Origin of the sequence: Streptomyces sp. JHA26 (assembly GCF_002005565.1) — a bacterium.
GTDB lineage: Bacteria > Actinomycetota > Actinomycetes > Streptomycetales > Streptomycetaceae > Streptomyces.
On sequence record NZ_BDJC01000005.1, the window covers coordinates 110927 to 129590 of the forward strand.

Consider the following 18664-nt stretch of genomic DNA (forward strand, 5'->3'; position numbering starts at 1 on the left):
GAGGTCAGCCCTCGACCGTGACGCCCATGGAACGCGCGGTGCCGGCGATGATCTTCTCGGCGGCGTCCAGGTCGTTGGCGTTGAGGTCGGGCATCTTGGTGGTGGCGATCTCGCGGACCTGGTCACGCGTGATCTTCGCGACCTTGGTCTTGTGCGGCTCGCCGGAGCCCTTCTCCACGCCCGCGGCCTTGAGGATCATCTTGGCGGCCGGCGGCGTCTTGGTGATGAAGGTGAAGGAGCGGTCCTCGTAGACCGTGATCTCCACCGGGATGACCCAGCCACGCTGCGACTCGGTCGCGGCGTTGTAGGCCTTGCAGAACTCCATGATGTTGACGCCGTGCTGACCCAGCGCGGGGCCGACCGGCGGGGCCGGGTTCGCGGCACCGGCCTGGATCTGGAGCTTGATGAGCCCCGTGACCTTCTTCTTCTTGGGAGGCATAGCTCTCCGGGTCCTTTCGATTCGGGTCCTGCCCGCATCCGGAGCGACCCGGAGACAGGCATACCGCACAACGATAACGGGTATGGATGCGCGGCCAAAAACCGAGCAGGTCAGACGACGCGCGAGCGTTCGCCTGACCTGGTCGGAAGCGGTACGTCCAGAGAGCTGCTAGTTCTTCTGGATCTGGTCGAAGCTCAGCTCGACCGGGGTCTCGCGGCCGAAGATCTCGACGAGGCCCTTGACCTTCTTCGAGTCGGCGTTGATCTCGTTGATCGTGGCCTGCAGCGTGGCGAACGGGCCGTCGGTGACGGTGACCGAGTCGCCGACCTCGAAGTCCAGGACCTGGACCTCGACCTTGCGCTGCGGAGCCGGCTTGCCCTCGGCCTCGGCGGCCTCGCGGGCGGCCTTCTCCTCGGCCTCGGGAGCGAGCATCTTGACGATCTCGTCCAGCGTCAGCGGGTACGGGTCGTAGGCGTTGCCCACGAAGCCGGTGACGCCGGGGGTGTTGCGGACGACGCCCCAGGACTCGTTCGTCAGGTCCATGCGGACCAGGACGTAACCCGGCAGCTTGTTCTGGCGGATCGTCTTGCGGTCGCCGTTCTTGATCTGGACGACCTCTTCCTGCGGCACCTCGGCCTGGAAGATGTAGTCCTCGACGTTGAGCGAGACGGCGCGCTGCTCGAGGTTGGTCTTCACGCGGTTCTCGTAACCGGCGTAGGTGTGGATGACGTACCACTCGCCGGGCAGGACGCGCAGCTCCTGGCGGAGCTTCTCGACCGGGTCGAGCTCGGGCTCGGCGTCCTCGTCCTCCGCAGCCTCGTCCCCGGCGTCGGTGACGGCAGCCTCGTCCTCGGCGTCGGCAGCCTCGACCTCGGCGGAGGTCTCGGTGTCCTCGTTGTCCGCGCCCTCGACAGTGCCGAGCTCGTCCTCGACGGACTCGACAGCCTCCCCACGAGGCTCAACGGCGTCGTTCACGTTCGGATCAGACACGGTGGCTGCTTCTTCCTGGATACATAGGGGTGGAACACGCGAAAGGGGCGCCGGGTACCTCGGCGCCCTTCGCTCTCGGCTCAGCCGAAGACGTACTTGGCGGCGTGGCTGAAGCCATAGTCAATCAGAGTCACCAGGCCGATCATGATGACCACGAACATGATCACCACGGCGGTGTACGTCGTCAGCTGGTTACGGCTGGGCCAGACGACCTTGCGCAACTCCGCGACGATCTGGCGGTAGAAGAGCGCAAGACGCTTCAGCGGACCCTTCTTGGCCCGCTTGCCGCCCTTGCGGGGCTTCTTGTCGGAGTTCGGCGCCTCGTCCTGGGCATCAGGCATGTCGATGGAGCCCACGGCGTCCGTCACTCGTCCTCACCTGATTCCGGGTCGTGGCCGTGCCGCGCCCGGTCTGAGCCGCACGGCGTTGCATTGCTGTACGTACATGCGCACACATCCTGGCGAAGGTGTGTGTAGCAGGGCCGGAGGGACTTGAACCCCCAACCGCTGGTTTTGGAGACCAGTGCTCTACCAATTGAGCTACGACCCTTTGTGTGTCCCCCAACGTACCGCATCCGCCCGGGTGCTCGTGGGCACCGAGTGTGTGCGGCCCGCTGAAGGCCAACGAGGTGAGAGTGTACGTGCTCGAGGGCCGGGCGTCGAACAGAAAGAGTCCACGGGCCGCTCCGTCGGCGATCACCGGCCGGAGATCGCCCGTTCCGCGCCGTGGATCCGGACTGGTGTTCAGGCGTGTGCCCGGTCCTGTTCAGTCCGTGAAACCCGTGTGCCGGGGAGGTTTCCGGTCTGGAACGATGGGTCCATGAGCGCTGCAATCCCTCCCACCGAGCGCCGGGTCTCCGCCCGAGTCGGCGCGATCTCCGAGTCCGCCACCCTCGCCGTGGACGCCAAGGCCAAGGCCCTCAAGGCCGCCGGGCGACCGGTGATCGGCTTCGGCGCCGGTGAACCCGACTTCCCGACTCCGGACTACATCGTCGAGGCCGCGATCGAGGCCTGCAAGAACCCGAAGTTCCACCGCTACACGCCGGCCGGCGGACTGCCCGAGCTGAAGGCCGCGATCGCCGCGAAGACGCTGCGCGACTCGGGCTACGAGGTCGACCCGTCGCAGATCCTGGTCACCAACGGCGGCAAGCAGGCCATCTACGAGGCGTTCGCCGCGATCCTCGACCCGGGCGACGAGGTCATCGTCCCGGCGCCGTACTGGACGACGTACCCGGAGTCGATCCGGCTGGCCGGCGGTGTGCCGGTCGAGGTGGTCGCCGACGAGACGACCGGCTACCGGGTGAGCGTGGAGCAGCTGGAGGCCGCGCGCACGGAGAAGACCAAGGTCGTCCTCTTCGTCTCGCCCTCCAACCCGACCGGCGCCGTGTACACGGAGGCCGAGACCGAGGCGATCGGCCGCTGGGCCGTCGAGCACGGGCTGTGGGTGCTGACCGACGAGATCTACGAGCACCTGGTCTACGGGGACGCCTCCTCCGTGTCCATGCCGGCGATCCTGCCCGAGCTGCGCGACAAGTGCATCGTGGTCAACGGCGTCGCCAAGACGTACGCCATGACCGGCTGGCGGGTCGGCTGGGTCATCGGCCCGAAGGACGTCGTCAAGGCCGCGACGAACCTCCAGTCGCACGCCACGTCCAACGTGTCCAACGTCGCCCAGGCGGCGGCGCTCGCCGCGGTCTCCGGTGACCTGGACGCCGTGGCGAAGATGCGGGAGGCGTTCGACCGGCGCCGCCGGACCATCGTGCGGATGCTCAACGAGATCGACGGCGTGCTGTGCCCGGAGCCGGAGGGCGCGTTCTACGCCTACCCGTCGGTGAAGGACCTGCTCGGCAAGGAGATCCGCGGCAAGCGTCCGCAGGACACCGTCGAGCTGGCCGCGCTGATCCTGGAGGAGGCCGAGGTCGCGGTGGTGCCCGGCGAGGCCTTCGGCACGCCCGGTTACCTGCGGCTGTCGTACGCGCTCGGCGACGAGGACCTCGTCGAGGGCGTGAGCCGGATCCAGAAGCTGCTGGCGGAGGCCAGGGCCTGAGGGGCGCTTCTCGGCAGGCCCTCACCGGAACGTTCCGGTGAGGGCCTGCTGTGTTTGTACGAGCAAGACCACGTACGGGGAAAGTGCTGTCGGACCGGGCGTGTCGTGCGGCAGGATCACGGAATGGAGCGTGTACGTGATCTCTCTGAGCTGCCGAAGGCCCATCTGCACCTGCACTTCACCGGGTCGATGCGGCCCGCCACCCTGCTGGAACTGGCCGACAAGCACGGTGTGCGGCTGCCCGAGTCCCTGACCGAGGCGCTGGGCGCCGGGGAGTCGCCGAAGCTGCGGGCGACGGACGAGCGGGGCTGGTTCCGCTTCCAGCGGCTGTACGACGCGGCGCGGTCGTGTCTGCAGGAGCCGGAGGACATCCGGCGGCTGGTCCGGGAGGCCGCGGAGGAGGACCTGCGGGACGGCTCGGGCTGGCTGGAGATCCAGGTGGACCCGACGTCGTACGCGCCGCGGCTGGGTGGGCTGATCCCGGCGTTGGAGGTCATCCTGGACGCGGTGGAGACGACGGTGCGGGACACCGGGATCGGGATGCGGGTGCTGGTGGCCGCGAACCGGATGAAGCATCCGCTGGACGCGCGCACGCTGGCCCGGCTGGCCGTGCGGTACGCGGACCGGGGCGTGGTCGGTTTCGGGCTGTCGAACGACGAGCGGCGCGGCATGGCCCGGGACTTCGACCGGGCGTTCGCGATCGCGCGCGAGGGCGGGCTGCTGTCGGCGCCGCACGGCGGCGAGCTGACCGGCCCGGCGTCGGTGCGGGACTGCCTGGACGACCTGGAGGCGGACCGGATCGGGCACGGCGTGCGGGCGGCGGAGGACCCGCGGTTGCTGAAGCGGCTCGCGGACCGGCAGGTGACCTGCGAGGTGTGTCCGGCCTCGAACGTGGCCCTCGGCGTGTACGAGAAGCCGGAGGACGTGCCGCTGCGGACCCTGTTCGAGGCGGGGGTGCCGATGGCGCTCGGCGCGGACGACCCGTTGCTGTTCGGCTCGCGGCTCGCGGCGCAGTACGAGATCGCGCGGGAGCACCACGGCTTCACGGACGCGGAGCTGGCGGAACTGGCCCGGCAGTCGGTGCGGGGCTCGGCGGCGCCCGAGGACGTGAAGAACGGGCTGCTGGCGGGGATCGACGCCTGGCTCAGCGCCCCGGCCGCCTGAAGCGGGCGTACGGCGGGTACGCCGCGGAGGCGGTCACGGTCTGCGGGTGTCGCCACGGGCCGGGGCCCGGGGCCGGGCGTCGCGGGCCGTGCGCGTCTCGTCGGTCCGGACGGTGAGCGGTGTGCCGTGTCCCGGCCCGCGGCGCGGATCGGGGCCGTCCGGTGGGACGCAGGCCGGTCTCCGGGGGCGTCGGCACCAGGTCGACCGGTTCTCGCCCCGCCCCTGGTCGGGCGGTACGCCGTCGCGCGGCGGGCCGTGCACGGTCGTGCGGCGTGAGCACGCGGTGGAGAACGGCCCGGCGCTCCGGTTCAGGCCGTCGTGGTGACGGCGATTCCGTCCAGCAGCGTGGCCACGAGCCGGCGCGCGAACGCGTCCGCCGGGGGCCGACCGCCGTCCGGGACGGCGTCGTAGGCGAAGGCGCGCTGTGCGCAGGCGCCGAGGAGGAGGGAGGCGGCGGCGAAGGTGTCGGCGTCCGCGCGGATCCGGCCGGCGTCCCGTTCGGCGCGGAGGTAGGCGTCGAGGCCCTGGATCGGCACGTGCGGCCCGGATCCCCTCTGCCGCATCGCGTCGTCGTGCCGCCGCTTGAGCTGCGTCTCGGCGTACAGGGAGGCGGCGATCGGGAAGCTCTGCTCGTAGAAGAGGGCGGCCTGGTGGACGATCTCGGTGAGGTTCTCCCGGAGGGTGCCGCGGCCGGGCTCGGCGGCGAGGGAGTCGAGCAGCGGGGTGAGCCGGGGCAGCCGCTCGGTGAGCACCCGGACGAAGAGCTCCTCCTTGCCGGAGAAGTGCTTGTAGAGCGCGGCCTCGGAGCAGTCGGCCGCCCTGGCGATCTCCTTGGTGGTGACGCGGGCGAGGCCGAGGGTGAGCATCAGCTCGTGCGCGGCGTCCAGGATGCGCTCGCGGGTCGGCGTGCCGGACGGCATGGCGGCTCCAACCGGGCTTGACGAGTGGGTGAGTGTTTACTCACCCTAGAGGAAGCCGGGGTGAGTAAACACTCACCCACCGTCCAGGAGATGCGGGGTACGTCATGAGGCTGACGGTTTTCGGAGCCACGGGCGGGATCGGACGGGAGGTGGTCCGGCAGGCGCTGGACGCGGGGCACCAGGTCACGGCGGTCGTCCGGGATCCCGCGCGGCTGCCGGTCACCGGCGAGGGTCTGGAGGTGGTCCGCGCCGATCTGAGGGACCCGGCGGCGGTGCGGCCCGCGGTGGCCGGCCGGGACGCCGTGCTGTCCGGGCTCGGCGCGCGCAGCCGGAAGGACGCCGGCGTCGCCACCCGGCTGACGCGCACGGTGCTCGGTGCGATGGAGGCGGAGGGCGTGCGCCGGCTGCTGGTGGTGAGCGCCGCCCCGGTCGGACCGGAGCCGGAGGGCGCGGGACTGCTGGACCGCGGGGTGCTCGGCATCGTGTCGACGGTCCTCAAGGACGTCTACGCCGACCTGCGGGAGATGGAGGCCGAGCTGGCCCGCAGCGCCACGGACTGGACGGTCGTACGGCCGCCGCGCCTGCGCGACAAGCCGGTCACCGGCCGGTACCGGACCGTCGTGGGCGGCTTCCCCGCCAAGGGCCGGTTCATCGGACGGGCCGACGTGGCCCACGCGATGCTGGCCCTGATCGCGGACACGGGGACGGTGAAGCAGGGCGTGGGCGTGGCCTACTGAGCCGCTGCGGGCCCCCGCGGCCCGGCTCGGCGCGGCGCGTGGGGGCACCCCCCCCGGGGAGCGTGCCCGGCGCCGCGGGGCGGGCGGGGGCCCGACGACAGGGGTCAGAGGCTGACGCCCACCGTCACCGGCTCGTTGACCAGCGTGACGCCGAACGCCTCGTGGACGCCGGCGACGACCTCGCGGGCCAGGGCGAGCAGGTCCTCCGTGGTCGCCTCGCCGCGGTTGGTGAGGGCGAGGGTGTGCTTGGTGGAGATGCGCGCGGGGCCGGCGCCGTAGCCCTTGGTGAAGCCGGCCTTGTCGATCAGCCAGGCCGCGGAGGTCTTGACGCGGCCCTCCCCCGCCGGGAAGGCGGGCGGCTCGACGTCCGCACCGAGCCGCTCGTCCACGCGGGCGCGGAAGGCGGCGAACTCCTCGTCGGTGAGGATCGGGTTGGTGAAGAAGGACCCGGCCGACCAGGTGTCGTGGTCCTCGGGGTCCAGGACCATGCCCTTGCCGGCGCGCAGTTTCAGCACGGTCTCGCGGGCGACGGACAGCGGCACCCGGTCGCCGGGCTCGACGCCGAGCGCGCGGGCCGTCTCGGCGTAGCGCAGGGGGGCGGAGAGTCCGCCGGCGTCCTCCAGCGCGAAGCGGACGCGCAGGACGACGTACCGCTCGGGTTCGGCCTTGAAGCGGCTGTGGCGGTAGGCGAAGGCGCAGTCGGCGTTGGCGAGGGTGACCGTCTCGCGGTTCCTGCGGTCGTAGGCGACCACCTCGGCGATCGTGGCGGAGACCTCCTGGCCGTACGCCCCCACGTTCTGGATGGGGGTGGCGCCCGCCGAGCCGGGGATGCCGGCCAGGCACTCGACACCGGCGAGTCCGGCCTCGACGGTGCGGGCGACGGCGTCGCTCCACACCTCGCCGGCCGCGAGTTCCAGCGTCGTGCCGTCCAGTGAGAAGCCGCGCGTGGCGATGTGCAGGGCCGTGCCGTCGAAGCCCTTGTCGCCGATGACCAGGTTGGATCCGCCGCCGATCAGCAGCAGGGGGGTGCCGGTGTCGTCGGCCTCGCGGACGGCGGCGATCACCTCGGCGTCGGTGGTGGCCGTGATCAGCCGGGTCGCGGGGCCGCCGAGCCGGAAGGTGGTCAGCGGGGCGAGGGGCGCGTCGTGGATTTCCTGCACGGGCCCAAGACTACGAGACGGCACCGGCGGCTCGGGGCGACGGGAAGCGCCCCGGCCGGCCGGCCGGGGCGCTTCCTCCGGGGTGGGGTCCCGTAGCGGGGCGGGAGCGCGGGGCTCCCTGTGCGGGCCGGTCAGCGCGCGGCCGGGTCCCCCGACGCGGCGAGCACCGGTGCGGTGGCGGGCGCCGTCGCGGGCCCGTCCGTGAGCGCGTGGTCGTCCCGGTGGCGGGCCGGGACCAGCAGGGCCGCGACACCGCCGAGGGCCACCACCGCGGCGCCCACCGCGACCGCGGGCCGCAGCCCGTCGACGAAGGACTGCCCGGACTCGTAACCGCCCTGGGCCGCGAAGATCGAGGACATGACCGCGATGCCGAGCGCGCCGCCCACCTCGCGCAGGGCGTTGTTGGTGCCGGAGGCGATGCCCTGCTCCTTCGGGGCGACGCTGGACATCACCAGGGCGGAGGCCGGGGCGAAGTAGAGGGCCATGCCGATCCCGCTGATGATCAGACCGGGCAGCTGGATCGCGTAGGTGGCGTCGGCCGTGATCACGGAGGCGAGGTAGCCGAGACCGAGCGCCTGCAGCAGGAGCCCGGTGGCGACGACCGGGCGTCCGCCGATCCGGTCCGAGAGGATGCCGGCGATCGGCGCGACCAGCATGGGCATGCCGGTCCAGGGCAGCATGCGCAGGCCCGCCTCGGTGGGCGAGTAGCCGAGCACGCCCTGCATGTACTGGCTGAGCAGGAAGATCGAGCCGAACATCCCCAGGAACATCAGCAGGCTCGCCGCGTTGATGCCGGAGAAGGCCCGGGAACGGAACAGCCGCATGGGGAGCATGGGGTTCCTGGCGCGGGTGCTGTAGAGGACGAAGCCGGCGAGCAGCGCGGCACCGACGAGCAGGGCGATCAGCACCACGGTGCCGGTCCAGCCGTCCACCGGGCCGCGGATCAGGCCGTAGACGATGCCGAAGAGACCGCCGCTGGCGAGCAGCGTGCCGGGGAGGTCGAGCGGCGCGCCGGTGCCGTGCGACTCGGCGAGGCGGAGGCGGGCGAGCGGCAGCAGGGCGAGCCCCAGGGGGACGTTCAGCCAGAAGATCCACTGCCAGGAGATGTGCTCGGTGAGGCTGCCGCCGACCAGCGGGCCGGAGGCCACGGCGAGCCCGTTGACGGCGCCCCAGATGCCGTACGCCATTCCGCGCCGTTCGGCGGGCACGGCGGCCGTCAGCAGGGTCAGCGTGAGCGGCATCATGATCGCCGCGCCGACGCCCTGGACCGCCCGGGCGGCGATGAGGGAGTCGATGCCGGACGCCATGGCCGCGGCGGCGGAGGCACCGGTGAAGACGGTGAGGCCGACCAGGAAGAGCCTGCGGCGGCCGAAGCGGTCGCCGAGGGCCGCGCCGAACATCAGCAGCACCGCGAAGGTGAGCGTGTAGGCGCTGACGGTCCATTCCAGGTCGTGCAGCCCCCCGCCCAGGTCCTCCCGGATGGAGGGCAGTGCGGTGGTGACGACGAGGTTGTCCAGGGCCGCCATGAAACCGGCGACGCTGGTGACGACGAGGGCCCAGCCTGCTCCCCCGCGGCGTGCGCTGTGCTGTGACATCTCTCCCCCAGAGGGTGTTCACTGCCTGCGGTGATTGAATTAGTGATTGATGACTAACTTTTGAGGGTGTACAGAGGGTGCGCAGAGGTGTGCGGAAGGGCCCGTGACGGCGCCGCCGCACCCCCTACGCGGTCTCCTGCCCCTGCCGGCCCTGCGCACCGGTGCGGTGCGGCTTGGTGTGGAAGCCGCCCCAGACCCGGTGCTCCGGCGGGAAGCCCATGCCGGCCAGGGTGTTGATGAGCATGCCGTACGCCATGAAGTCCGCCGTCCTCTCGACGTCGCCGCCGAGGGGCAGGTGAACGGCGTCCCAGAGCTCCATCCAGCCGCTGCGGACCATCTCGCCGAACTCGTGGTCGCCCTCCGCCTCGGCCGCCGCGACCGTGACGTACACCTGCAACTGCATCTGGAGCCTCTCGGGCTGCTCGCTGATCAGGCGGGTGTAGGCCTCGGCCATGGACGCGAGGGCCTCTTCGCCGTGCAGACCCTCGGACGCCGACTCGAAGACCCGGCGCATGTCCTGGAGGCAGCGTTCGGCCACCGCCAGGAAGATCGCCTTCTTGCTCGGGAAGAGCCGGAAGAGGTACGGCTGGGAGACGCCCACCCGCTTGGCGATGGCCTCGGTGGACGTGCCGTAGTAGCCGCCCCGGGCGAACTCGCTCATCGCCGCACGGATGACGCTCTCGCGCCGTTCCTCTGCGCTCATCCTGACCATGGGGAGTAAGTTAGTGCTCAATCACTAACTTCGTCAAGTCCCGTGCGGTGCCCGGCGAGGGGCGAGGGGGTGGGGGGCGAAGGGCAAGAGGTGAGAGCGAGGGGCACCCTCCGGGGAGGGTGCCCCTCACCGAGCACGCGGCGGGCCGCCGCGCGGGGGCCGTCAGGCGAGTCGCACGACCGCGCGGGACATGCCGAGGACCTTCTGGCCGCCGCTGGTGGCCGTGAGGTCGACGCGGACGGTGTTGCCGTCGAGCTTGGCCGCGACCTTGCCGCTGACCTCGATCACGGCGCCCCGGTCGTCGTCCGGGACGACGACCGGCCGGGTGAAGCGGACGCCGTACTCGACGACCGAGCCCGGGTCGCCGGTCCAGTCGGTCACCACGCGGATCGCCTCGGCCATGGTGAACATGCCGTGCGCGATGACGTCCGGCAGGCCGACCTCCTTGGCGAACCTCTCGTTCCAGTGGATCGGGTTGAAGTCGCCGGAGGCGCCGGCGTAGCGCACGAGTGCGGCGCGGTCCACGGGGAAGCTCTGCGCGGGCAGCTCGGTACCGACCTCGACGTCGTCGTACGCGACCTTCGCGGTCGCGGGATGCGTGTGGGGCTGCGTCATGGGGTGCTCACGCCTCCTCGGCCGCACGGGCCACGAGCTTGGTCCAGGCGGTCACGACGTGCTCACCGGCCTCGTCGTGGACCTCGCCGCGGACGTCCAGTATGTCGTTGCCGGCCATCGACTTGATCGCCTCGATGGTGGAGGTGACCGTGAGCCGGTCACCGGCCCGCACCGGACGGACGTAGGCGAACTTCTGGTCCCCGTGCACCACCCGGCTGTAGTCCAGACCGAGCTGCGGGTCCTCGATGACCTGCCCCGCCGCCTTGAAGGTGATGGAGAACACGAAGGTCGGCGGAGCGATCACATCCGGATACCCGAGCGCCTTGGCCGCCTCCGTGTCCGTGTACGCCGGATTGGCGTCACCCACCGCCTCCGCGAACTCGCGGATCTTCTCCCGGCCCACCTCGTAGGGCGCGGTGGGCGGATAGGTCCGCCCCACGAACGACTGGTCGAGCGCCATGGGCTCGCAACCTCCTGCTGCTGTCTGCGACTACTGCTGCTGTCCGGACGGCCACCGCCGGACACAACGACGCGAGGCCGCCCCCAAAGTACGGGGACGGCCTCGTGTACGAGCCTGATTTATCGCGTTTCGCGGTGCGCGGTGTGCGCGTTGCAACGCGGGCAGTGCTTCTTCATCTCCAGTCGGTCCGGGTTGTTACGCCGGTTCTTCTTGGTGATGTAGTTCCGCTCCTTGCACTCCACGCAGGCCAGCGTGATCTTCGGGCGGACGTCGGTGGCAGCCACGTGAGTGCTCCTTGACGAACGGATTGATGGTATTAACGCAGGAAAGAGTAGCCGATTGAAGGACCGACCCCGCAATCGGCTACCAGAAGTAGCGGTGACCGGACTTGAACCGGTGACACAGCGATTATGAGCCGCTTGCTCTACCGACTGAGCTACACCGCTGCGATGCGATCGGGCCCCGCCTCGCGGCGGGAACCTCTCACATCAGAGCCCCAAAACGGAATCGAACCGTTGACCTTCTCCTTACCATGGAGACGCTCTGCCGACTGAGCTATTGGGGCGAGCGATGAAGACATTACACGGTCGCCCGCCGTTCGCCCAAATCCGTTTCGTCGACCCTGCCCCGTCCCGTTCCCGAGCCCCCCGGACACCCCGGACACCCCGCCCCGCACACCGGCCCCCGCGGCGCGCGGCGGGTGCCGGTACGACTTTTGCGCTCCTCCGCGCCACGGGCAGATCACCGTCCTAGGCTCGACCGCACTCTGCGTGATCTTGCGTTCGCCACTGCGCAGTCCCGAGCCCAGAGGAGTGCGATGCCCGACAGCCAGCCGCAGCCGCCCCACTCGTCCTTCCCCTCGGACCCGGCCGGCCACGGCTCGCTGCTGCTGTCGGGGGCGCGGCTCGCCGACGGCCGGATCGTGGACGTACGGCTGTGCGGCGGGCGCATCGAGGCGGTCGGCACGGCCGGCAGCCTGGCGGTGGCCCACCCGTCCGGGCCCGGCACGCGGGTCGACCTCACCGGGTACCTGCTCCTGCCCGCCCCCGCCGAACCCCACGCCCACGGCGACACCGCGCTCACGGCCGACGTCCCCGGCCCGGTCTCCCACGAGCCCGAGGACGTCCAGCGCCGGGTCACGGAGGCCGCCCTGCTCCAGCTGGGGCACGGGGCGACCGCGCTGCGGGCTCATGTGCGGGTGGGCGACGTCCCGGGGCTGGGCGCCCTGCTCGCCGTGCTGCGGGCGCGGCGCGCGCTGCGCGGACTGGCCGAGCTGACGGCGGTGGCCATGCCGAGGGTGCTGACCGGGGTGGCCGGGGCCGACGGGCTGGCGATGCTGCGGGACGCGGTCAAGATGGGCGCGGACGTGGTGGGCGGGTGCCCGGACCTGGATCCCGATCCGGCGGGGTACGTGGAGGCGGTCCTGGAGGTCGCCGCCGAGCACGGCCGTCCCGTCGACCTGCACACGGACGCCGCCGACCCGGCGCGGCTGGCCCGGCTCGCGGCCATGGCGGGCGGACTGCGTCCCGGGGTGACCGTCGGGCCCTGCGACGGCCTGGGCCGCCTGCCCGCCGACGTGGCCTCCCGGGCCGCGGACCGGCTGGCGGCCGCCGGGATCGCCGTGCTGTGCCTGCCGCAGGGCCCCTGCGGCCAGGGCGGCGACGGGGGTGCCGCCCACCGCGAGGGCACCGCCCCGGTACGGCTGTTGCGGGCCGCGGGGGTACGGGTCGCCGCCGGGAGCGGGGCGCTGCGGGACGTGTCCAACCCGGTCGGCCGCGGCGACCCGCTGGAGGCGGCGTACCTGCTGGCCTCGCGCCACGGACTGCGGCCCGAGGAGGCGTACGACGCCGTGAGCGGAGCGGCACGGGCCACGCTGGGCCTGCCCGAGGTGCGGGTCGAGGCCGGCTTCCCGGCCGAGCTCCTCGCGGTACGCGGGGACCGGCTCGCGGGCGCGCTGTCGTTGGCCTACGGCCGGATCGTGGTGCACCGGGGGCGGGTGGTGGCCCGGACGAGCGCGGTGCGGGAGTACGGCGACTCGACGACCTCGGCGGAGCTGGGACTGCCGCGGCAGGGGCGCGGGGAACGGCCCTGAGGGGCGGGGGCGGGACCGCGCGGGCGTACGGGAGGTCCGGCGCGCGGGGTCGGGGCCGGATGGAACGGAGGCGGGTGTACGCCGGAGTGAGACCCGCGAGGCGTGCCGGGGGTGGCAGGGGCGCCGGGGGCACCGAGGGCGCCGGGGCGTGGTCGAAGTCGTGCGGCGCGGGCGGCCGTCGGGGCGTACGGTCGAAGACATGCGCATTGTCATCGCTGGTGGTCATGGTCAGATCGCGCTGCGGCTGGAGCGGTTGCTCGCCGCGCGCGGCGACGAGGTGGCGGGCATCATCCGCAAGGCCGAGCAGGCCGATGATCTGCGTGCGGCGGGTGCCGAACCGGTCGTGCTGGACCTCGAGTCGGCCTCGGTCGAGGAGGTCGCGGAGCGGCTGCGGGACGCGGACGCGGCGGTGTTCGCGGCGGGCGCGGGCCCGGGCAGCGGGGCGGCCCGCAAGGAGACGGTGGACAAGGCGGCTGCGGTCCTCCTCGCTGACGCGGCCGTCCGGGCGGGTGTACGACGCCTCGTGATCGTGTCGTCCATGGGCGCGGACCCGGAGCACGCCGGGGACGAGATCTTCGACGCGTACCTGCGCGCCAAGGGCGAGGCCGACGCGTACGTGCGCGCGCAGGACGCGCTGGACTGGACGATCCTGCGGCCCGGCCAGCTGACGGACGACGCCGGCACGGGCCTCGTGCGCCTGGAGGCGCACACCGGCCGCGGCCCGATCCCGCGGGACGACGTGGCGGCCGTACTGGCGGAACTCGTCGACACCCCGGCGACGGCCGGTCTGACCCTCGAACTGATCAGCGGCTCGGCGCCGGTGTCGGTCGCGGTGAAGTCGGTGGCCGGTAACTGACGCCCGCTCAGGACCGGAACCGACTCCCGTTCAGAACAGGGGCAGCTGCCCGGGGAACTCCGGAACGGCGTAACCGTCCAGCGTGGGCTGGGCGGCGTCCGCCCCGGCGAACCGCCGGGAGCCGGGGCAGGACACGAGCTCCCCGACGGCCCGCGCCCCGGGCGGATCGTGCCGCGCGAAGCGCCCGGCGACGACGGCGATCTCCCGACGGCACTCGGGGCAGGTCCTGCGGCGCGACGACATGGCCCCAGCGTAGGGCGCACGAGGGCGAGGGCCGAGGGGTGCGCGGGGAGGGACGACGGGACGGCCGGGCAACCGCGGACCACGCGGGTCCACGACCGCCCGGCAGGTCGAGCGGGTTTCCCCTCCGGACGGGCGTCACGTCCCCGGGCCGGATCGGCCGCGAGCCTCGTCCACGGTGTCCTGCCCCGCCTCCCGCAGCCCCTGAACGGTGTCCTGACCGGCGGACTGCGCCTGGTCCCTGGTGGTCTGCGCGGCGTCCTTCGCGGTCGACTTGACCGTCTCCACCGCTTCGGTGGCGGGTTCGCGCAGTTCCTCCTTGACGTCCTTCGCGGCCTGCGTGGCCTGGCGTTGGACCGGTTCGAGCAACTCCTCCGAGTGGTCACGCAGTTGCCGACCCGCGCGCTCCTCCGTCGCCGTGGTCGGCAGCAGCGCGGCGGCCAGCATGCCGGCGCCGAACGCGATGAGGCCGGCCGCCAGCGGACTGCCCTGCGTCTGCCGCCTGACCTGATCCGGCGTCTGCTGGAGGGCGTCACCGACCTGCTCAGCGGTCTCCTTGGCGGTGCCTGCGGCCTGCCCGACCGCACGCCCGGTGGTGTCCGACAGGCTGTGGACGGCCTGACCTGTGCTCTCCGTCACGTCCCGTGCCGTCTCCGACACGTTTCCGACGGCGTTCTGCGCGGTCCCCATCACGGTCTCCTTGATGCCGGTCAGCCTGTTGCGTGCGGCGCCGGCCTTGCGTCTGGCCACCTTCCGGGGCGTCACCCTCTCGGCGAGAAGGTCGACGTTGCGGGACAGGTGGGCGCGTCGGCGTTCGACGTCGGTCCTCAGCTCGTCGGGTGTCGTGCCCATCGGGCGTCCTCCTTGAGGGTTTCCACGGTCTGTTCGGGCTTGACGTTGACCGTCTTCAGCCGTTTGCGTCCGATGACGTAGAGCACCGCGCCGGCCACCGCCCACAGCGCCGTGACGATGAGCGCCGCCCAGGCGGGGTCCATCACGTTGGCGAGGGCGAAGACGACGGCGAGGCTGCCGAAGAGCATGACGACGTGCCCGGCGTAACCGGCGCCGCCGAGCATCCCGACGGCCTTGCCCGCCTTGGTGCTCTCCTGCTTGATCTCCGCCTTGGCCAGCTCGATCTCGTCACGGACCAGGTGGGAGACGTCCGAACTGATCTCCCCGATCAGGTCACCGACCGAGGCCTGCCCCAGGTCGTCCGTGGAGGGCGGGGAGGACGGCGGGGGTGGTGCGGACACCGGCGGGGACGAGGGTGCGTACGGGCGCGCTTCGCCCGTACCGGGTCCTCGGTACGACGTGGCCACGCTCAGCTCCTCAGGTCGGTCGGCGCGGGTCGGTGTGCACCGGTGGCGTGGTGGATGCCGGCGGTGCCGCGGTGGGCCGCCCGGTGGTGGGGCCGCGCCCGTCACCGGGGGTGTAGTGCGGCGGCTGGGACTGCCCGTAGGTGTCCAGCGGGTCCTCACCGTAGGCGGTGGGCGCGCCGGACGCGCCGCGGCCGAGTGCCTCGGGGCTGGACGCCTCCGATACCGGGGGCACGGCCGACGTGGAGGGTGTCCCGTCCGGGCCGGCCCGCCCGGTGGCGCCCGGGCCCGAGCCCGCCGCGCTCACTCCCTTGCCGGCGCGCGCGACGGCGAAGCCCGCCAGCGCCGCTCCGGCCAGGAAGACGCCCGGGCGGCGCCGCGCGAAGTCGCGGAGGTCGTCGATCAGTCCGTCAGGTCCGCGTTCCTCCAGACGGGACGCCACCTTGTGACCGCCGTCGGCCAGGTACCGCACGACTCCGGAGGCACTGGAGTCCGGCCGACCGCGCCGGTCCATGTCCTGCAGGTCCTCGGCGAGGCGGCGCACGTTCTCCGCCAGATGCCTCGTCTGCGACTGTGCCTGGTCCTGGAGCTGGGCGCGTACCTCCTCCACGAAGTCGCGGGCCTGGGCGACGGCCTCGTCCGCGGTGTGCGCCGCCTGTTCCCTCGCGGTGCCCGCCACCTCGCTGGCCTTGTCACCGACGAGCCCGGCGCTCTCGCCCGCCTTCTGCTGTGCCGTCTCTGCCACTGCCGCCGCTCTGCTGTCACCGGGACGGTTCGTGCGCTGGAAGTCGCTCAAGGCTCCTCCTGGTGAATCGAAGAGACGCATGTGCCGAAAAGTCTTGTATGTGAGCTTTCGACACGGTTCGAGTCCCCCTGCTCCAGGACGGAAAACGCCTCGTCGACTTACGGCACGGCTGCTTCCGGTTCATCGCACCCGGTGGCTCGGCGCGGCGGCGGTGACGCCTGGTGGCCTGGGGTGACGGTTCCGGTCGTGTGCGCCGGTTCCAGCAACTCGGGAAGCGTGCGGAGGGGTTCCTGCGTCGGCCGAAGGGAAGCCGAAGAGAACAAGAGGCTGGTTCGCCGCTTCCACGCGGAGGGCGGCAAGGCGGCAACCGGCTGACGGCCCGGGCGGCCTCGCGGACCCGTGAACGACGAAAGGGTCTGTGATCAGCATTGCTGCTGGTCACAGACCCTTTCGGTCGTGTGGCGGCGCCAGGATTCGAACCTGGGAAGGCTGAGCCGGCAGATTTACAGTCTGCGCTGGTCACGCGCCTGACCGGCACGAACACCTGCACCTTGTCGTATTGCCCCACACCTGCCCCACACCTGGCAGTCAACCAACCGTCCCTGGCGGGGCCCGCCCAGCGGGCAGGTCGCACCAGGATCACGAGCCACAGGCGTGCCACTGCGGGCGTCGCGCATGACACTGCCAGTCGCGACTCGCGCCAATGGACGAAGCCCGGATAAGCAGTGAGGTGCCAGATGATGCGAAGTATCCCGCTTCCGCACCGTACGGGGGTACGATCCGGCTTAGTCGCCGTCGCGCGCAGACTTCCCTGGGGGGATCGATGGACCGCGTAACTAAAGCATATCTGGACGCCTTCCGCGCTGAGCAGTCCATCGAAAAACTAAGCGATTCAGATGCCTTCGAGCTATTCGCCGACTATTGCGTAATCTCAGATTCATATGACGATGAGTTCAACGTCACCGACGTCCACACGGGCGGCGGAGACGACCTGGGAATCGACGGAATTGGAGTGATCGTCAACGGAAGTCTGATCAATTCCACAGAGGACATGGAAGGGCTCCTGAAGGTAAACGGCTCACTCGACGTAACCTTCTGCTTCATTCAGGCGAAAACATCGAGCACTTTCGCTGGCGAGCAAATCATGACCTTCTTCGATGGTGTCGACGAGTTCTTTTCGGAAACCCCATCACTCCCCATGAACGACTCAGTCGTCCTGGCTCGCAACTTGATGCAATCAATCTACGACAACAGTCTTCGCTTTCGCCGGGCGAAGCCGCAATGCCGCCTGAGCTACGTCACGACGGGACAGTGGTCTTCCGACCAGTACCTAGAGGCAAAGGTCGCCAAGCGGGTAGCCCAGCTGAAGACGACTGGATTGTTCTCCGAAGTAGCGTTTCACCCCATGGGCGCTGACGAGGTGCACGCGAGTTATCTTCGCAGCAAGAACAGCGTTACCACGGAATTCTCTTTCCCGAGCAAAGTTCTCCTTCCCGACATCGCCGGCGTCACAGAGTCGTACCTGGGAGTGATCTCCGCTCCAGAGTTCATCAAGATCGTCTCGGACAGCGCCGGAAACATCAGGAAATCCCTGTTCAATGACAATGTTCGGGACTTCCAGGAGTACGACAATGATGTCAACGCTGATATTCAACGCACGCTGGCAGACGAAGCAGCGAAGGGTAGATTCGTTGTACTGAACAACGGAATCACCATCGTAGCCCGCGAACTGTCCACCACTCGGGACAAGGTCGCAATCACCGACTATCAGATCGTGAACGGCTGCCAAACAAGTCACGTCCTATTTGACCAAAAAGAACACCTGACTGAGCAGGTCCAGGTCCCGCTGAAGATCGTGGCGACACAGGACGAAGACGTAGTCAATTCGATTGTCACCGCAACCAATCGTCAAACCCAGGTGACGAACGAAGACCTCTATGCCCTCGGCGCCTTCGCCAAGAAACTCGAAAAGTTTTTGAGTTCCTACAACAACGATCAGCGCCTGTATTACGAGCGCCGCTCGAAACAGTACAACGCGGTATCGGGCATCAAGAAAGTGCGCATTATTACCAAATCGCAGCAGATTCGATCGTTTGCGGCAATGTTCCTGGACGAGCCGCATCGATCAATCAGCTACTACGCCGACCTGCAAACGCAAGTCGGTAGCAGAATCTTCAACGATGGGCACAAGCTAGACCCTTACTACGTGTCGGCATACGCCCACTTCAAGTTGGAGTTTCTCTTCCGCAATGGCCCCGTACCGGTGAAGTACAAACCGGCACGGTACCACCTGTTGATGGCCCTTCGGTACATTGCTGGCGGAACAGAAATGCCCGCGCTGAGCGCCAACAGGATCGAGAAGTACTGTGCGGCAATTTGTGAAGTCCTTTGGGACAACACAAAAGCAACCGACGCTTTCATGCGAGCAGCCGACGCGGTAGAGCGTGCTCTGAACGACACACCGTTGGCGCTCGATATTGCGAAGACTCGGTCATTCACAGACTCCCTTAAGAATGCACTCGGTGTGCAGCCTAATCACTCTTCGAGTCGCCCCTAGACGATCGCTGAGCCAGCGCC

At 70.3% G+C, this 18664-nt stretch carries 20 protein-coding genes and 4 tRNA genes; 6 read left to right on the forward strand and 18 right to left on the reverse strand.

Going from position 1 to position 18664, the window contains the following annotated elements; translation table 11 throughout:
• Positions 1 to 4 precede the first annotated feature (4 nt).
• The 4 genes from rplK to JHAT_RS04965 all read right to left on the reverse strand — a co-directional run bounded on the left by rplK (position 5) and on the right by JHAT_RS04965 (position 1978).
• Entirely contained in the window at positions 5 to 439 is a 435-nt protein-coding gene (rplK, locus tag JHAT_RS04950; protein WP_006130605.1) for a 50S ribosomal protein L11, read from the reverse strand.
• Between the two features lie 168 nt (positions 440 to 607).
• Positions 608 to 1429, reverse strand: coding sequence for a transcription termination/antitermination protein NusG (gene nusG / locus JHAT_RS04955; RefSeq protein ID WP_077796787.1), 822 nt, complete (start codon positions 1427 to 1429; stop codon positions 608 to 610).
• Between the two features lie 80 nt (positions 1430 to 1509).
• Positions 1510 to 1797 carry a preprotein translocase subunit SecE gene (secE, locus tag JHAT_RS04960; protein ID WP_077796788.1) on the reverse strand — a complete coding sequence of 96 codons (288 nt, stop codon included), beginning with the start codon at positions 1795 to 1797 and terminating at the stop codon, positions 1510 to 1512.
• 108 nt (positions 1798 to 1905) lie between these two features.
• A tRNA-Trp gene (locus JHAT_RS04965) sits at positions 1906 to 1978 on the reverse strand.
• A 270-nt stretch (positions 1979 to 2248) separates the two neighbouring features.
• On the opposite strand from JHAT_RS04965, the gene JHAT_RS04970 reads away from it, so the two are divergent.
• The gene (locus tag JHAT_RS04970) at positions 2249 to 3475 is read left to right on the forward strand and encodes a pyridoxal phosphate-dependent aminotransferase (protein WP_077796789.1); all 1227 of its coding nucleotides are present in this window, start codon (positions 2249 to 2251) and stop codon (positions 3473 to 3475) included.
• A 123-nt stretch (positions 3476 to 3598) separates the two neighbouring features.
• A complete protein-coding gene (locus JHAT_RS04975) occupies positions 3599 to 4639 on the forward strand; it encodes an adenosine deaminase (protein ID WP_077796790.1) in 1041 nt (346 codons plus the stop codon).
• A 308-nt stretch (positions 4640 to 4947) separates the two neighbouring features.
• Here the strand turns inward: JHAT_RS04975 and JHAT_RS04980 are convergent, their stop codons facing one another.
• A complete protein-coding gene (locus tag JHAT_RS04980; protein WP_077796791.1) occupies positions 4948 to 5559 on the reverse strand; it encodes a TetR/AcrR family transcriptional regulator in 612 nt (203 codons plus the stop codon).
• A gap of 104 nt (positions 5560 to 5663) precedes the next feature.
• Between JHAT_RS04980 and JHAT_RS04985 the strand changes: the two genes are divergently transcribed.
• Positions 5664 to 6296: an NAD(P)-dependent oxidoreductase gene (locus JHAT_RS04985; RefSeq protein WP_077796792.1), complete on the forward strand. Its 633-nt coding sequence runs from the start codon at positions 5664 to 5666 to the stop codon at positions 6294 to 6296.
• A gap of 104 nt (positions 6297 to 6400) precedes the next feature.
• On the opposite strand, the gene JHAT_RS04990 is transcribed toward JHAT_RS04985, so the two are convergent.
• The 8 genes from JHAT_RS04990 to JHAT_RS05025 all read right to left on the reverse strand — a co-directional run bounded on the left by JHAT_RS04990 (position 6401) and on the right by JHAT_RS05025 (position 11403).
• Positions 6401 to 7456, reverse strand: coding sequence for a UDP-N-acetylmuramate dehydrogenase (locus tag JHAT_RS04990; RefSeq protein WP_077796793.1), 1056 nt, complete (start codon positions 7454 to 7456; stop codon positions 6401 to 6403).
• Between the two features lie 131 nt (positions 7457 to 7587).
• Positions 7588 to 9051, reverse strand: coding sequence for an MFS transporter (locus JHAT_RS04995; RefSeq protein WP_077796794.1), 1464 nt, complete (start codon positions 9049 to 9051; stop codon positions 7588 to 7590).
• Positions 9052 to 9175: 124 nt separating this feature from the next.
• Positions 9176 to 9763 carry a TetR/AcrR family transcriptional regulator gene (locus JHAT_RS05000; protein WP_077796795.1) on the reverse strand — a complete coding sequence of 196 codons (588 nt, stop codon included), beginning with the start codon at positions 9761 to 9763 and terminating at the stop codon, positions 9176 to 9178.
• Between the two features lie 162 nt (positions 9764 to 9925).
• Positions 9926 to 10378, reverse strand: coding sequence for a MaoC family dehydratase (locus JHAT_RS05005; protein WP_077796796.1), 453 nt, complete (start codon positions 10376 to 10378; stop codon positions 9926 to 9928).
• A gap of 7 nt (positions 10379 to 10385) precedes the next feature.
• Positions 10386 to 10838 carry a MaoC family dehydratase N-terminal domain-containing protein gene (locus tag JHAT_RS05010; RefSeq protein WP_077796797.1) on the reverse strand — a complete coding sequence of 151 codons (453 nt, stop codon included), beginning with the start codon at positions 10836 to 10838 and terminating at the stop codon, positions 10386 to 10388.
• A gap of 119 nt (positions 10839 to 10957) precedes the next feature.
• Positions 10958 to 11122 (reverse strand): 50S ribosomal protein L33, encoded by a 165-nt coding sequence (gene rpmG, locus JHAT_RS05015; protein ID WP_003948671.1) that lies wholly within the window; start codon positions 11120 to 11122, stop codon positions 10958 to 10960.
• A gap of 89 nt (positions 11123 to 11211) precedes the next feature.
• A tRNA-Met gene (locus tag JHAT_RS05020) sits at positions 11212 to 11284 on the reverse strand.
• A 46-nt stretch (positions 11285 to 11330) separates the two neighbouring features.
• A tRNA-Thr gene (locus JHAT_RS05025) sits at positions 11331 to 11403 on the reverse strand.
• A 252-nt stretch (positions 11404 to 11655) separates the two neighbouring features.
• On the opposite strand from JHAT_RS05025, the gene JHAT_RS05030 reads away from it, so the two are divergent.
• The gene (locus JHAT_RS05030; RefSeq protein WP_077796798.1) at positions 11656 to 12930 is read left to right on the forward strand and encodes an amidohydrolase family protein; all 1275 of its coding nucleotides are present in this window, start codon (positions 11656 to 11658) and stop codon (positions 12928 to 12930) included.
• A 199-nt stretch (positions 12931 to 13129) separates the two neighbouring features.
• Positions 13130 to 13786 carry an NAD(P)H-binding protein gene (locus JHAT_RS05035; protein WP_077796799.1) on the forward strand — a complete coding sequence of 219 codons (657 nt, stop codon included), beginning with the start codon at positions 13130 to 13132 and terminating at the stop codon, positions 13784 to 13786.
• 30 nt (positions 13787 to 13816) lie between these two features.
• Here the strand turns inward: JHAT_RS05035 and JHAT_RS05040 are convergent, their stop codons facing one another.
• From JHAT_RS05040 to JHAT_RS34530, 5 genes are all read right to left on the reverse strand, one after another.
• Positions 13817 to 14029 (reverse strand): hypothetical protein, encoded by a 213-nt coding sequence (locus JHAT_RS05040; RefSeq protein WP_077796800.1) that lies wholly within the window; start codon positions 14027 to 14029, stop codon positions 13817 to 13819.
• Between the two features lie 135 nt (positions 14030 to 14164).
• On the reverse strand, positions 14165 to 14878 hold the full coding sequence (locus JHAT_RS05045; RefSeq protein WP_077796801.1) for a DUF3618 domain-containing protein: 714 nt from the start codon (positions 14876 to 14878) through the stop codon (positions 14165 to 14167).
• Complete coding sequence (locus JHAT_RS05050; RefSeq protein ID WP_216353420.1) at positions 14854 to 15279, reverse strand: phage holin family protein; 426 nt, start codon at positions 15277 to 15279, stop codon at positions 14854 to 14856. Before JHAT_RS05050 ends, JHAT_RS05045 begins: the two co-directional genes overlap by 25 nt.
• Positions 15280 to 15355: 76 nt before the next feature.
• On the reverse strand, positions 15356 to 16138 hold the full coding sequence (locus JHAT_RS05055; RefSeq protein WP_143660357.1) for a hypothetical protein: 783 nt from the start codon (positions 16136 to 16138) through the stop codon (positions 15356 to 15358).
• A gap of 408 nt (positions 16139 to 16546) precedes the next feature.
• Positions 16547 to 16662 (reverse strand) — tRNA-Tyr (locus JHAT_RS34530).
• 248 nt (positions 16663 to 16910) lie between these two features.
• On the opposite strand from JHAT_RS34530, the gene JHAT_RS05060 reads away from it, so the two are divergent.
• Positions 16911 to 18644: an AIPR family protein gene (locus JHAT_RS05060; RefSeq protein WP_171990748.1), complete on the forward strand. Its 1734-nt coding sequence runs from the start codon at positions 16911 to 16913 to the stop codon at positions 18642 to 18644.
• The last annotated feature ends 20 nt before the right edge of the window (positions 18645 to 18664 follow it).

Excerpts from the sequence above, each read along its gene's own strand:
- JHAT_RS05000 (WP_077796795.1), bottom strand. The coding sequence starts at position 9,763 with ATGGTCAGGATGAGCGCAGAGGAACGGCGCGAGAGCGTCATCCGTGCG.
- JHAT_RS05045 (WP_077796801.1), bottom strand. The coding sequence starts at position 14,878 with ATGGGCACGACACCCGACGAGCTGAGGACCGACGTCGAACGCCGACGC.
- JHAT_RS05035 (WP_077796799.1), top strand. The coding sequence starts at position 13,130 with ATGCGCATTGTCATCGCTGGTGGTCATGGTCAGATCGCGCTGCGGCTG.
- JHAT_RS04975 (WP_077796790.1), top strand. The coding sequence starts at position 3,599 with ATGGAGCGTGTACGTGATCTCTCTGAGCTGCCGAAGGCCCATCTGCAC.
- JHAT_RS05010 (WP_077796797.1), bottom strand. The coding sequence starts at position 10,838 with ATGGCGCTCGACCAGTCGTTCGTGGGGCGGACCTATCCGCCCACCGCG.
- JHAT_RS05060 (WP_171990748.1), top strand. The coding sequence starts at position 16,911 with ATGGACCGCGTAACTAAAGCATATCTGGACGCCTTCCGCGCTGAGCAG.
- JHAT_RS04995 (WP_077796794.1), bottom strand. The coding sequence starts at position 9,051 with ATGTCACAGCACAGCGCACGCCGCGGGGGAGCAGGCTGGGCCCTCGTC.
- rplK (WP_006130605.1), bottom strand. The coding sequence starts at position 439 with ATGCCTCCCAAGAAGAAGAAGGTCACGGGGCTCATCAAGCTCCAGATC.
- JHAT_RS04985 (WP_077796792.1), top strand. The coding sequence starts at position 5,664 with ATGAGGCTGACGGTTTTCGGAGCCACGGGCGGGATCGGACGGGAGGTG.
- JHAT_RS05040 (WP_077796800.1), bottom strand. The coding sequence starts at position 14,029 with ATGTCGTCGCGCCGCAGGACCTGCCCCGAGTGCCGTCGGGAGATCGCC.
- JHAT_RS05005 (WP_077796796.1), bottom strand. The coding sequence starts at position 10,378 with ATGACGCAGCCCCACACGCATCCCGCGACCGCGAAGGTCGCGTACGAC.
- JHAT_RS04980 (WP_077796791.1), bottom strand. The coding sequence starts at position 5,559 with ATGCCGTCCGGCACGCCGACCCGCGAGCGCATCCTGGACGCCGCGCAC.
- JHAT_RS04970 (WP_077796789.1), top strand. The coding sequence starts at position 2,249 with ATGAGCGCTGCAATCCCTCCCACCGAGCGCCGGGTCTCCGCCCGAGTC.
- JHAT_RS05030 (WP_077796798.1), top strand. The coding sequence starts at position 11,656 with ATGCCCGACAGCCAGCCGCAGCCGCCCCACTCGTCCTTCCCCTCGGAC.